Origin of the sequence: Streptacidiphilus pinicola, assembly GCF_003258295.1 — a bacterium.
GTDB classification, from domain to species: Bacteria; Actinomycetota; Actinomycetes; order Streptomycetales; family Streptomycetaceae; genus Streptacidiphilus; species Streptacidiphilus pinicola.
Window position 1 is genome coordinate 15,197 of record NZ_QKYN01000025.1, and the last position, 13,025, is coordinate 28,221.

Here is a 13,025-nt window from a genome sequence, read left to right on the forward strand (position 1 = left end):
GTCACCGGGGGACTTTGGAACGAGGCTGGTGCCGAGTTGAGCGTGGTGACCGTCAAGCGACCGCCTAGGGCTTACCCGCCGGCGGTGCCGAACGAGGAGCTCCACCTGGAGCCCCCGCCGGAGCTGCCCCGCGACGACGGGGGTTCGTGGTGGCAGTCCTTGCTGCCGATGCTGGCGACCGCCGGCTCCGCCGCGTTCTTCTTCATGCCCGGCATGGCCACCATGATGAAGGTCATGGGTGGCCTGATGGTCGCCTCGACGGTGGCCATGGCCGTCGCGCAGCTCAACCAGCAGCGCAAGGGCGGCGGCGGTGTCGACGACGAGCGCGCGGACTACCTGAAGTACCTGGGCCAGCTGCGCCGTCAGGTGCGCAGGGTGGCGCAGCTCCAGCGTGACTCGCAGCTGTACACGCACCCGCAGCCGGACCAGCTCTGGTCCGTGGTGGCCGAGGGCCGCCGGCTGTGGGAGCGGCGGCCGATGGACAACGACTTCGTCCAGGTGCGCGTGGGCACCGGTCCGCAGCAGTTGGCGCTGCGCATCGTGCCGCCGCAGACGGCGCCGGTGGACGAGCTGGAGCCGCTGACGGCCGACGCGATGAAGTCGTTCATCAAGAGCCACAGCACGCTGCCCGACCTGCCGCTGGCGGTCTCGCTGCGCGCCTTCTACCACCTGACCGTCTCCGGCAACCCGGACATGGTCTACGGCCAGCTGCGCGCGATGCTGTCGCAGCTGACGACGCTGCAGTCGCCCGACGACCTGATCGTCGGCGTCGCCGCGGCGCCCGGCGCGATGCCGGAGTGGGAGTGGACCAAGTGGCTCCCGCACACCCAGCACTCGCGCGAGACGGACGGCGCGGGCTCGCTGCGCATGCTCTGCACCTCGCTGGACGAGCTGGAGGAGTTGCTCGACGACGACCTGTCCGGTCGCGCCCGGTTCCACCGTGACGCGCAGCCCGTGCCGGACCAGCCGCACATCGTGGTGATCCTGGACGGCGCCCAGATCGGCGCCGACTCGGTGCTGGCCAGCGGCGAGGGCCTGCAGGGTGTCACCGTGATCGAGGTCGTGCTCGGCGACCTGGACGAGGTCCGCGGGCAGCTGGCGATCAGCGTCACCCCGAAGGAGATGACGCTGCGGTCGGCGTCCGGCGCCGCCTACAGCGGTGTCGCCGACACCGTCTCCGCCTGGCAGGCGGAGGCGCTGGCCCGTCAGCTGGCTCCGCTGCGGATCTCGCAGGGCGGCGACGACGAGCCGCTGCTGGCGAACCTGGACTTCACCGACCTGATGGGCGTCGGCGACGCCGCCTCGGTCGACACCGCCCGCACCTGGCGCACGCGCCCGGTCCACGAGCGGCTGCGCGTCCCGATCGGTCTGGGGGCCGGCGGCGAGCCGGTCGTCCTGGACCTGAAGGAAGCGGCGCTGGAGGGCATGGGCCCGCACGGCCTGTGCGTCGGCGCCACCGGTTCCGGCAAGTCGGAGCTGCTGCGCACGCTGGTGCTGGGCCTGGCGCTCACGCACTCCTCGGAGACGCTCAACTTCGTCCTCGCCGACTTCAAGGGTGGTGCGACCTTCGCCGGTATGGCGGACATGCCGCACACCTCCGCGATCATCACCAACCTGGCCGAGGAGCTCACCCTCGTCGACCGCATGCGCGACTCGATCACCGGTGAGCTGAACCGCCGTCAGGAGCTGCTGCGCGCGGCGGGCAACTTCGCCAACATCCACGACTACGAGCGGGCGCGCGCGGCCGGTGCGCCGCTGGATCCGCTGCCCTCGCTGCTGCTGATCATCGACGAGTTCAGCGAGCTGCTGACGGCGAAGCCCGACTTCATCGACATGTTCATCCAGATCGGCCGTATCGGCCGTTCGCTGGGTGTACACCTGCTGCTCGCCTCGCAGCGTCTGGAAGAGGGCAAGCTGCGCGGTCTGGACACCTACCTGTCCTACCGCATCGGTCTGCGCACCTTCTCCGCCGCCGAGTCGCGCGCGGCGCTGGGTGTGCCGGACGCCTACCACCTGCCGCCGGTGCCGGGTGTCGGCTACCTGAAGTTCGGCACCGACGTGATGGCGCAGTTCAAGGCCGCCTACGTGTCCGGCCCCTACCGGGCGGGCGCCGCACAGGTCTCCTCGGGCGGGGTGCGCCGCGCGCAGCCGGTGCTGTTCACCGGCTCGCCGGTGGCGCTGCCGCCGCAGCCGATGGAGGAGACGCCGGTCGTCGCCCAGCCGGCCCGGCAGGACGACGCGCTCGTCGACACCGTGCTCGACGTGATCGTCGACCGACTGGAGGGCCAGGGCCCGCCGGCGCACGAGGTGTGGCTGCCGCCGCTCAAGGAGGCGCCCTCCGTCGACCAGCTCTTCGGCCGCCTGGCGGTCAGCGCCGAGCGCGGTCTGCACGCCCCGGACTACACCGCGCCGGGCCGCATGGTCGTCCCGGTCGGTCTGGTCGACAAGCCGTTCGAGCAGCGTCGCGACCTGATGTACCTGGACTTCTCGGGTGCCGCCGGTCACGGCCTGATCGTCGGTGGTCCGCTGACCGGCAAGTCGACGCTGCTGCGCTCCGCGATGACCTCGTTCGCGGTCACCCACACCGCCGCCGAGGTGCAGTTCTACTGCCTCGACTTCGGTGGTGGCGGTCTGATCGGTATGCAGGGTCTGCCGCACGTCGGCGGGGTGGCCGGGCGTCTGGACGGCGACAAGGTGCGCCGCATGATCTCCGAGGTCAACGGCGTGCTGAACCGCCGCGAGGAGCTGTTCCGGGCCCAGCAGATCGACTCGATCGCGACCTTCCGCAACCGCCGCAAGCAGGGCCTGCTGCCGGACGAGCCGCACGGCGACGTCTTCCTGATCGTCGACGGCTGGCTGAGCTTCCGGCAGGAGTTCGAGGCGCTGGAGCCGGTCGTGGCCGACATCGTCCAGCGTGGTCTCGCCTACGGCGTCCACGTGCTGATCACCGCCAACCGCTACGGCGAGGTGCGGCCGGCGACGAAGGACCTGCTGCAGACGCGCGTCGAGCTCAAGCTCGGTGACTCGATGGAGTCCGAGATCGACCGCAAGGTGGCCCAGAACGTGCCCGCGGGCGCGCCGGGCCGCGGTCTCACCCCGGACAAGCTGCACTTCCTGGCGGGCCTGCCGCGGCTGGACGGCTCCAGTGGGATCGAGGACCTCTCCGACGCGGTCGCCGCGATGGTGCAGGCCACCAGCGAGAACTGGCAGGGCCCGCGCGCGCCGCAGGTTCGCATGCTGCCGGAGATGCTGCCCGCCGAGCACCTGCCCAAGCCGTTCGAGTCCGACCAGGGCATCGCCATCGGTGTGGACGAGAACGCGCTGGCGCCGGTGTTCCTCAACTTCGAGACCGACCCGCACTTCATCGTCTTCGGTGACGGCGAGACCGGTAAGACGGCGCTGCTGCGCCTGATCGTCAAGGGCATCACCGAGCGCTACACGCCGGAGCAGGCGCTGGTCGTGATCGGTGACTACCGCCGCTCGCTGCTGGGTGTGGTCAACACGCCGCACCTGCTGGAGTACGCGGCGGCCCAGCCGGCGCTGCAGGCCTTCCTCGGCGACGTGCGCGGCTCGATGGAGCGGCGTATCCCGGGCAAGGACGTGACCCAGGAGCAGCTGCGCGACCGCAGCTGGTGGAGCGGTCCGGAGCTGTTCCTGATCGTCGACGACTACGACCTGGTCGCGACCTCCACCGGCAACCCGGTCTCCCAGCTGCTGGAGGTCCTGCCGTTCGCCAAGGACGTCGGCCTGCACATCATCATCGCCCGCCGCTCCGGCGGTGCCGGGCGTGCCCTGTTCGAGCCGGTCATGCAGCGGCTCAAGGAGCTGGGCGCGCAGGGCATCGTCCTGTCCGGCGACCGCGACGAGGGCGTGCTGCTCGGCAACGTCCGCCCGCAGATCCTTCCGCCGGGCCGAGGCGTGCTGGTCACCCGCCGCCGGGGGTCGTTCACGGTCCAGACGGGGTGGACTCCGCCGGCATAGATTCCACATTCCGGATCGTTATGCGGACGGTTTCGTCCGCGGACCGCTCGATCCGAAGCAGGCCACGGGGCCGCCGAGTGCTTGGTCACTCGGCGGCCCCGTCGTCGTTGGGCCGCCCACCAAAGACGAAGGCATGATCGTTGACGCTTTATGGCAACGATATGAAGGATTCACTATGCATCGATCTTCGAAGCAAAGGCATGCTGTCACAGCGGACATAAAGGGCAAGTCACTGACACGGCTTCAGATCAGTTGTGGTAGCCATTTCCCGCAACGGAATCCGAAGCAAAACCGACCTTGACGCGTCGTTAACGGCAGGGTTCCATGGCTGAGCCGGGAGCGACTGAAACGAGCAGCAGCGAAACGCCAGGAGGCGATAGCGCTCCCCCAGCAACCCTCTTGTTGTGCGAGCCGGAACGGAACGCCCATGACCGACATCCTTCGCCGTCCTGACGACGGTACGACGGCCCCCGCGCCCTCCATCGAGGCCGCGGAGCCGCAGAAGCTCAAGCGTTCCATCGGCGTCGTCGGCGGCACACTGCTGACACTGTCGTGTCTGACGCCGGCGTCCTCGCTCTTTGTGATCGTGCCGACCTCGCTCGCCCTGATGGGCACGGGCACCGCTCTCGCGCTCGTCATCGCGATCGTGCTCTGTATCGGCGTGGCCTGGTGCTACTCCGAGCTCGGGACGCTGGTCCCCAGCGCGGGCGGCGAGTACGCCATGGCCGGACACACTGTCGGCCGCTTCACCGGCTGGCTCGCCTTCATCCAGGCGCTGCTGGTGGTCATGATCGTGCCGCCGGTGATCGCCCTCGGCACGGCGCAGTACCTGGCGCCGATCGTGAACATCGATCCCAAGATCATGGGCGCGATCGTCATGCTCGCCGCCACCGTCATGGGCCTGCTCGACCTGCGCGCGAACGCGTGGATCACCGGCATCTTCCTGGTGCTGGAGGTCATCGCGGCCGGCCTGGTCGCCATCCTCGGCTTCGTGCACACCCACCGCTCCGCCTCCGTGCTGATCCACCCGGAGCTCCCGGGCACACACGGTGGGGTCAGCCTGGTCACCATGGGCACGATCATCGCCGGACTGGCGGGCGCACTCTTCATCACCCAGGGCTTCTCCACCGCGGTCTACCTGGCCGAGGAGATGGAGCGCCCGCACCGCACCGTGCCGCGCACGGTCCTGTGGACCCTCGGCATCGGCTCCGCGGTCATCCTGATCCCGGTCGTCGCGATCACGCTGGGCGCGAAGAGCCTGGACGACCTCGCGGGCGGCGACATCTCCAGCATGGTCACCCAGTGGAGCAACTCGGCCGTGGGCACCTTCGTCAGCCTGGCGATCGCGATGGCGATCATCAACGCGGCGATCGTCATGGTCATCCAGAACTCCCGCGTGCTGTACTCCTCCGCCCGTGACAAGGCCTGGCCGGAGCCGGTCAACCGGGCGTTCACCAGCCTCAGCAAGCGCTACGGCTCCCCGTGGATCTCGACCCTCGCGGTCGGCGTCCCCGGCGCGGTCCTCTGCTTCGTCGACCTGACCACGCTGTCCGCCGTCACCGGCGTCTCCGTCGCCCTGCTGTACCTCTGCGTCGCCGTCGCCGCGCTCGGCGGCCGCCGGGGCAAGCACAAGGACGCCAAGGCCTACCGCATGCCGCTGTGGCCGGCCGTCCCGGTCATCCTGATCGCGGTCCTGGTCTACGTGGTCACCCAGCAGCCGGCGGACGCCCTCTGGTACACCGGCGGCATCACCGCCGCCGCGGCCCTCTACTGGGTCTTCTACCTCCGCCCCCGCCCGGACACCCGCTGGATCATCACGATCCCCGAGGACGAGAAGGACGCCGTGGAGGTGGCCTGACCCCTCGCGAAACCCCGAAGGCCCCCGCGCTCCTGAGCGCGGGGGCCTTCGCAGTTGAATCAGCGCGCTGCGCGCGCCCGGCGGCGGGTGTCGCGGATGACGGTGGCGGTGCCCGTGATGACGATGAGGCCGACCGCGCCGAGGCCGACGGCGAAGAGGGCGGTGCGTTCGTCGCGCTGCTGGGGGGTCTCGCCGAGGTCGAAGGGGCGGGCCTGGACGGGGGCGGCGGAGGAGCCGGTCACGGGGCTGGCGACCGGGGAGTCCGCCGGGGGCGACTGGTCGGTCACCGCGGCGACCGGGTCGACGACGCCCCAGCCGATGTACGGGTTCCAGCCCGGGTCGGTGCGGAGCGCCGTCTGCTCGATGCGCGTCGCGATCTGCGCCTCGGTCCACTTCGGGTACTCCTGGCGCAGCAGCGCCGCGACGCCGGCCACGTAGGGGGCCGCGAAGCTGGTGCCGCTGTCGACGCACTGACCGCCGGCGGGGACCGTGGAGACGATGTCCACGCCGGGGGCGGCGACCATGACGGACTTGCCGGTCTCGGAGAAGCCGTCGGCGCGTTCGTCGTTGCGGTCGGAGGCGCCCACGCCGATCACGCCGGGGATGGCGGCGGGGTAGGTGGGCTTGTCCAGGTTCTCGTTGCCTGCGGCCGCGACGACCACGATGTTCGCGGCAAGGGCCCGCTCGACCGCCTGGTAGAGCTTGCTGGAGGAGGTGATGCCCTGGAACGGCTGGCCCTGCTTGTCCGTCAGGTCCTGCGAGATGTTGATCACGTCGACGTGCTGGCTCACCGCGGAGTCGATCGCGGCGGCGAGCGTGTCCTCGGTGGCGCTGCCCTGGCCGTCGTTCTGGCGGATGGACAGGATCGTCGCGCCCGGGGCGATGCCCTCGAAGCCGGTCTTCTTCTGCGGGTCGGGGCGCGCGGCGATGACGCCGGCCACCATCGTGCCGTGGCCGACCTGGTCGGTGGTCGAGCCGCCGGTGACGTTGGACTGGCCCTTCAGGAAGTCCTGACCGGCCTTGACCGCGCCCTTGAGCTGCGGGTTCTGGTCGTCCACGCCGGAGTCGACCACGGCGACGGTGACGCCCCTGCCGTCGTACTTGGCGTGCAGCTGGGAGAGCAGGACACGCTGGAGCGCCCACGGCTCACCGGGGATCGAGGCCGCGGGGAAGTTGCACGACCCGTCCGCCGCCAGCGCCGCGGTCGCGGCGCCCGTGGGCAGCACGGGCGCGGCGGTGCACGCGAGGGCGCCGGCTGCGACGACCAACGCCCCGCGGTGGAGCCTGTTCACTGCTGCACTTCCCCCAGCTCGGAGACACGGTTGCGCGGATGGACGCGCGATACGGACAGCGCTGCGCCGATCCGCGGTGTCGCGGACCGGCGCAGCGTCAGACGATCACGTGGCGCGATCAGTGCCAGAGCGAGGCGTTGCGGCTCTCGGTGGCCTGGTAGTTCTGCGCGGCGCTGTCGAGGGCGCCGGCGATCTGGACCAGCACGGAGTGCAGGTCGTTCGCGGCGGAGTCCCACTCGCGCTGGCGGGCCTGGTAGCCCTCCTGCGCGGAACCCTCCCAGGACTGGGCGATGCGCTGCACACCGGCGCGCAGGTCGTCGAGCTGGGACTGGACGTTGGCAGCGGTCGTGCGGACGTCGGACGCGGCCTGAGAGACCGTGCCGAAGTTGACCATGATGTGGCCGGGAGTACCGGACATGCTCTATCTCCTCTTTGGGGCAGTTCAGCTTGGATCGTGGACGGCGAAGCGGCCCGGCGTCAGCCGAGCGCCGAGGTGATCCGGCTCAGACCGGAGTGCTGCTCCTGCTCCGTCTGCGTGTACTGCTTCGAGGTGTTGTCGATCGCGTCCTTGATCTCACCCAGCACACGGTTGAGCTTGGTGGCGTCCTCGTTCCACTTCTGCTGGAGCTGGCCGTACGACTGCGCCGCCGCACCCTGCCAGCCACTGGTGATGCCACTGACCACGTTGTTGAGGCGGCTCAGCTCCTGGTTGATCTGAGCGCTGACCTCGGAGATGCGAGCAGAGAATGCCTGCATCTCGTCGGCGGTAGTCCTGAACTGACCCGACATGTGCACCGTCCCCCATGAGACAGACCGATGGCGATCGGGAGTCTTGCTTCGATCCCCCGATCGGCACCACCTGAGCGGTGATGTCCCGTAGAACTCTAGTCCTCTCGTCCGACAGGCCCAACACCGACCTGTGGACAATTCGTCCGAACATCGTCACGATCCCGTCACCGGGCGCCCGTGACGACCTGCGAAAGCGCCGCAGGACACCCTCAAGCGTCCTGCGGCGCAATCAAACTGACAAGAAGTCAGAACCGGGGTCAGGAGCCCTGCTGCTGCCCGGCGGCGTCCTTGGTCAGCTCCGGACCGGTGGGCACCAGCTGGGCCCAGCTCAGTGGCACCGCAAGCGGGTTGACCTGCCCGTACCCCAACCGCGCTGCCGGCGTGTCCTGCTGCTGCCCGGACGCCGCACCGGTCGTGCCCGCGGTGCCGGCGCCGCCCGACGCCGCCCCGCCCGACCCGTCCGAGCCGCCGGTCGTGCCGCCGCTCTGACCGTTCGTGCCGCCGCCGCTGTTTCCGTCGCTGTTCATCTGCAGCGGGTAGCGCAGCCCGGTGTCGGTCAGCAGGTACATCTTGCCGCCGCCGGCCGCGGCGCCGCTGACCGCCTGGAGCAGCAGGCCGGTGCCCGGGGTCACGTAGACGCCGGCGGTGCCGGAGGCCTGCGCGCCGTTCACCGGGTAGTCCTGGCCGAGCCAGACCCCGAGCTGCGGGCCGTTCTGACCCATCTGGCCGTCGTAGACCGCACAGGAGGTCATCTGGCCGTTGGAGACGTTCAGGTTGGCCTGGCTGACCTGCGCCTGCGGCCAGTTGAGGTCCGCGGCGAAGGGCGCGACCGTGTTCGAGTCGAGCAGCTTGAACTGGTTGACCGGAGTCTCGGTCACGCTGCTGTGCATCGCCTCGACCAGGCGGCGGGCGAAGTCGGAGATCCGGTGCGGCCCGTCCTTCAGCAGCACGTAGTGCAGCGTGGTGCCGTTGTCGCTGACCTTGAGCAGGTCGCCCACCTGGTAGCTGTTGCCGCCGCCCAGGTCGGTGCCGGTGTAGGGAGCGCCGAACCCCTGAATCAGGCCGTACGGCAGCGAGATCGGGCTGCCCTGCGACAGCGTCTTCAGCCACTGCGTGGTGACCACCTGCGGCGTCCCGTCGGAGGGGCCGAAGGCCGCCTTCGCCAGCAGCGCGCCGCCCGGGTCGGACTTGCCCGCGTCGAGCTCGTGGTAGGAGCCGTTCGAGTCCACCAGGTAGTTGGTGCCGTCGGACGTCCGCACGTACAGCGCCTTCTGGTCGTCGAGGCGGCCGCCGGAGACCGAGCTCGCCTGGCTGCCGCCCAGCACGAACAGCCGCTGCCCCACGGTCTGGGTCGCGTCCGCGCTCGAACGGTCGCAGGCCGCCCAGGTCTTGGCCTTCGCGGCGTCGGCGGCGGTAGGCAGGCTGTCGGGCGCGTACGGGATCCCGACCGTCGCTCCGCGGGCCACCGACGGCGAGTTGAGCGCCGAATCGTCGATGTACTCGACCCCGGAGCCGGCGCTCATCAGCAGCCGCGCCGAGGACATGTTGAGCACCGGGTGCAGGACGCCGTTCAGCATCACGTAACGGGTCGTCGTCTGCTTGTCGACGATGACGTCGTTGGCCTTGTCCCAGCCCTTGGGGGCCGAAGGACGCAGCATGCCGTACGCGCCGAAGGCCGCGACCGCGATCGCACCCAGCACAAGGCCCGGCACGACCGCGCGGACCGCGCGTGGCGCGTCCTCCACGCTGCCGCCACCTGTGGGCCGCAGAAAAGCGGCCACCGTGCGCTTGCGCGCGAACGTGTAGGCGCTGAGCTCATCTCGGCGTGAAGCCATCCCTTTGCTCTCCCCCGTCCTCGGACGTCCTCAGGCTGCTCCGGGCGCCGACCGGAACCGGTACCGCCCGCGTTGCGCTACGTACGGTACGGGTACCGTGTTGCGATCAGCCAACCGGACCTAGGTTTGGCTTCGGCCGTCTTTTCCGGAAAGCTGCATTCGCCACGGGTCGCGCGTTTCACGTGACTCGGCGACAGAAGCCCGCGAAACAGACAATCGCGACACAGCTGACGACTCGAAGGGGTGCTCGGGGGATGCCCAGTCAGACCGCTTCGCGCCGCGCGCAGCGGAAGCCCGCCGCGACGCAGCCCGGTCCCGCGCGCGGCACGCGCGACGCACGGCCCGCCACCGCGAACGCGCCGAGCACGGCCACGCCGCGGGTCCGTCCGCGCCCGGGACGGCTCGGGCCGGTCCGGTTGAGCCACGTGATCGTCATCGAGGCCATCGCCGCCGCGTTGCTGCTCGGTTGGGCACACGGCCGGATGACGCTCATCGTCGGCGGCGCGGTCGCCGTCCTGCTCCTTGTCCCGGTGCTGCTCCGCTTCGGCGGCCTCAGCCTGGTCGACGCGATGGGCGCCCGCTCCGCCTTCCGCCGCCGCGCGCGCCGGGCCGCGCTCGCGCCCCAGGGCCAGGACGTGGACCCGGCGCTGGCGCCCGTGCTGGAGTGCGAGCCGGCGCTGCGCGTGGTCGCCCACAGCGTCGAGGCCGACGGCGGCGCGGGCCGCCGCGAGCGCCGTGAGATCGGCATGGTCGGCGACGGCACCTTCCTCAGCGCGCTGATCCAGGTCGAGGCCCCGGACAAGCCGCTGCGCCCGGACTCGGCCGCCTTCCCGCTGCCGCTCGGCCTGCTGGCCGAGGGCCTGGAGGCGGACGACGTCAAGCTCGACTCGGTGCAGCTGCTGACGTACGCCCAGCCCGCGCCCGCCCCGCACCTGCCCGAGACGGCGCTGGCCGCCCGCGCCTACCGCGAGCTCCCGGCCGGCTCCACCACCCCGGGCCTGCGGCTCACCTGGGTCGCCGTCCGGCTGGACCCGGAGCTGTGCCGCACCGCGGTGGCCGCGCGCGGCGGCGGCGAGACGGGCGTGCGCAAGGCGCTACAGCGCGGCGTGGACCAGCTCGCCTCCCGCCTGACCGCGGCCGGCCTGCGGGCCACCGTGCTGGACGCCGGCCAGGTCACCTCGGCCATCGGCACCGCCACCTGCCCCAACCCGGTCGCGGTCACCCACGGCCGCGGCGGCGCGGGCAACCAGACGGGCGGTCAGGGCGCGCCGCGGCGCAGCGCCGAGACGGCCAAGGCCTGGAAGTGCGACGACCGCTGGCACCGCAGCTACTGGATCGGCCGCTGGCCCTCGCTCGACACGCGCAGCACCGCGCAGCTGGTGGACCTGCTCACCGGCACCCCCGCGCTCGGCAGCAGCTTCTCGCTGACGCTGCGTCCGGCCGGGGCGGGCGCGGTGGCGCTGCAGGGCCACGTCCGTGTCACCGTCCGCGGTGAGAGCGAACTGGCCACGACCGGCCGCCAGCTGGAGACCCGGGCGCGCAGCGCCGGCATCTCGCTGGTCGGTCTGGACATGGAACAGGTTCCGGGCGTCCTTGCGACGCTTCCGCTCGGGGGGACTCGCTGATGGCCATCTCCACGCCCCGCAACGCCGCGCCCGCCGATCAGGGCGGCGGCACCGGCCTGCTCGGCCGCGCGCTGGCCGGCTTCGGCCTGCCGGGACCGCGCCGCGAGCAGCACGTGCTGACCGTCGACCAGCTCGGCGCCGTGGCACTGCCCGTGGGTGGCGACGGCGTCGTCGTCGGTGTGGACGGCGAGGGCAGCCCGGCCGTGCTCGGCCTGTTCCGGCCGCGCCCCTACCACGTGGTGCTGGTCGGCGGCGTCTGGACGGCCCAACTGATCGCGCTGCGCGCGGCGGCCACCGGCGCCCGGGTCGCCGTCGAGACCGGCCGCGGCCAGACCTGGAGCCCGGTGGCCCAGGCGGCGGGCGGCGGTCAGCCGTGCATGACCGTGCACCCCCTCGGCCGGCTCGGGCCGCAGGGCGCCTCGGTCGCCGGTCCCGTCCTGGTCATCCGCGACGCGGGCCCGCGCCCCGCGCGGACCCGCCTCTCGGCGGCGCCCTGGCAGGCGATGCTGACGCTGCTTCCGTACCTGGCGGACGGCGCGGACCGGATGCTCTCCCAGGCCGACCTCGTCGGCGTCCAGCGCGTCGCCCCGCAGGAGGCGCAGCTGATCGCCCACGTGCTCGACCTGCCGGCGCAGGACGCGGCCGCCCTCCCGAACCTCGGTGACGGCATCACGCTGTGGACCAACCGCCGCTCGCGCACCTTCGTCCAGGGCGGCCCGACCTCGTCCGAGGCGCAGGTCCTCGGCCAGGCCCGGCGCGTGGACTGAGCCGCGCCCCTCGTGCGGCGGGAGGGCCCGCCGCGCGGGGAACGGACGGGGTGACAGCTGGGGCCGGAGCACGGCCCGGAAGCAGCTGAGCCTGCAGGGGTTCAGTCGTACGCCCGCGCCGCACACGCTGGGCGTGTGTGCCGCAGACTGCGCCGGACGGGGGTCCCGGCCAGTCGGGAGGGGCGGCTAGTCTGAGAGTCCCCGAGGCGAACGAGAGGCGAGTTACTGTGACCAGCGATCGCGACGACGTCTACGTCGGCGACCAGGCGCCGGACGAGGACGAGGAGTGGTCGGACGCGCCTGACTACACGCCTCCCGCCTGGTACATGCAGAACGCCCCGCAGGTAGGGCCCGGGGGCGGTCCGCCCGGCCCTCAACCGGGTGGTTACCCCGGTGGACCGACCCCGCCCATGGGTGAACCGGGCGCGCAGCAGCCCGGCTTCGCGCCCCCGTCCGGTCCGCCGCAGCAGAGCGGTGTGCCGCTCGGCCCGCCGCTCGTGCCCGGCCAGATGGCCGCGCCCGGCTTCCCGCCCGCGCCCACCCCGGCCACGCCGCCGCTGGGCGTCCCCTCGCCTCCCGCTCCCCCCGCCGGCATCCCGGCGCAGCCGACACCGCCCGGGATGCCCGTCGGCCCCGCCCCCTCGCCCGCGGCGGAACCCGGCAAGTCCATCCGCTCCTCGGCCGGCGAGGACCCGGGCCTGGCGGCCTTCGCCCCGCGCCCGAAGCCCGCGGAGGAGCCGCCCGCGCCCGCGGCTGACGCCGCAGCGCCCGCACCCTTCGGCGCTCCTGACGGCCCGGCGGTTCCGGGCATGCCCGGCGCACCGGCACCGGCTCCCGCACCCTTCGGCATCGCCGAGGCGCCTGCCGGCCCCGGGCGA

At 71.9% G+C, this 13,025-nt stretch carries 8 protein-coding genes and 1 pseudogene; 5 read left to right on the plus strand and 4 right to left on the minus strand.

Annotated features, from left to right (window positions below; genetic code table 11):
- Positions 1-36: 36 nt before the first annotated feature.
- Both eccCa and DN069_RS05950 read left to right on the plus strand, forming a co-directional pair.
- Complete coding sequence (eccCa, locus tag DN069_RS05945) at positions 37-3,981, plus strand: type VII secretion protein EccCa (RefSeq protein ID WP_111499772.1); 3,945 nt, start codon at positions 37-39, stop codon at positions 3,979-3,981.
- A gap of 427 nt (positions 3,982-4,408) precedes the next feature.
- The gene (locus DN069_RS05950; RefSeq protein WP_111499773.1) at positions 4,409-5,839 is read left to right on the plus strand and encodes an APC family permease; all 1,431 of its coding nucleotides are present in this window, start codon (positions 4,409-4,411) and stop codon (positions 5,837-5,839) included.
- Positions 5,840-5,898: 59 nt separating this feature from the next.
- On the opposite strand, the gene mycP is transcribed toward DN069_RS05950, so the two are convergent.
- The 4 genes from mycP to eccB form a co-directional block, all read right to left on the minus strand.
- Positions 5,899-7,131 carry a type VII secretion-associated serine protease mycosin gene (mycP, locus tag DN069_RS05955; protein ID WP_111499774.1) on the minus strand — a complete coding sequence of 411 codons (1,233 nt, stop codon included), beginning with the start codon at positions 7,129-7,131 and terminating at the stop codon, positions 5,899-5,901.
- A gap of 118 nt (positions 7,132-7,249) precedes the next feature.
- Positions 7,250-7,549 (minus strand): WXG100 family type VII secretion target, encoded by a 300-nt coding sequence (locus DN069_RS05960; RefSeq protein WP_111499775.1) that lies wholly within the window; start codon positions 7,547-7,549, stop codon positions 7,250-7,252.
- Positions 7,550-7,608: 59 nt separating this feature from the next.
- Complete coding sequence (locus DN069_RS05965) at positions 7,609-7,920, minus strand: WXG100 family type VII secretion target (RefSeq protein ID WP_111499776.1); 312 nt, start codon at positions 7,918-7,920, stop codon at positions 7,609-7,611.
- 257 nt (positions 7,921-8,177) lie between these two features.
- Positions 8,178-9,755, minus strand: a complete 1,578-nt coding sequence (eccB, locus tag DN069_RS05970; RefSeq protein WP_111499777.1) for a type VII secretion protein EccB — start codon at positions 9,753-9,755, stop codon at positions 8,178-8,180.
- A gap of 254 nt (positions 9,756-10,009) precedes the next feature.
- On the opposite strand from eccB, the gene eccE reads away from it, so the two are divergent.
- The 3 genes and pseudogenes from eccE to DN069_RS05985 form a co-directional block, all read left to right on the plus strand.
- Entirely contained in the window at positions 10,010-11,380 is a 1,371-nt protein-coding gene (gene eccE / locus DN069_RS05975) for a type VII secretion protein EccE (RefSeq protein WP_111499778.1), read from the plus strand.
- A complete protein-coding gene (locus DN069_RS05980) occupies positions 11,380-12,147 on the plus strand; it encodes a hypothetical protein (protein ID WP_243638945.1) in 768 nt (255 codons plus the stop codon). Before eccE ends, DN069_RS05980 begins: the two co-directional genes overlap by 1 nt.
- Positions 12,148-12,374: 227 nt before the next feature.
- Positions 12,375-13,025, plus strand: a pseudogene (locus tag DN069_RS05985) (hypothetical protein); the annotation flags it as partial.

What these genes read in the sequence shown, in the direction of transcription:
- DN069_RS05950 (WP_111499773.1), top strand. Translation starts at nt 4,409, where the DNA reads ATGACCGACATCCTTCGCCGTCCTGACGACGGTACGACGGCCCCCGCG.
- DN069_RS05960 (WP_111499775.1), bottom strand. Translation starts at nt 7,549, where the DNA reads ATGTCCGGTACTCCCGGCCACATCATGGTCAACTTCGGCACGGTCTCT.
- DN069_RS05965 (WP_111499776.1), bottom strand. Translation starts at nt 7,920, where the DNA reads ATGTCGGGTCAGTTCAGGACTACCGCCGACGAGATGCAGGCATTCTCT.
- eccB (WP_111499777.1), bottom strand. Translation starts at nt 9,755, where the DNA reads ATGGCTTCACGCCGAGATGAGCTCAGCGCCTACACGTTCGCGCGCAAG.
- eccE (WP_111499778.1), top strand. Translation starts at nt 10,010, where the DNA reads ATGCCCAGTCAGACCGCTTCGCGCCGCGCGCAGCGGAAGCCCGCCGCG.
- DN069_RS05980 (WP_243638945.1), top strand. Translation starts at nt 11,380, where the DNA reads ATGGCCATCTCCACGCCCCGCAACGCCGCGCCCGCCGATCAGGGCGGC.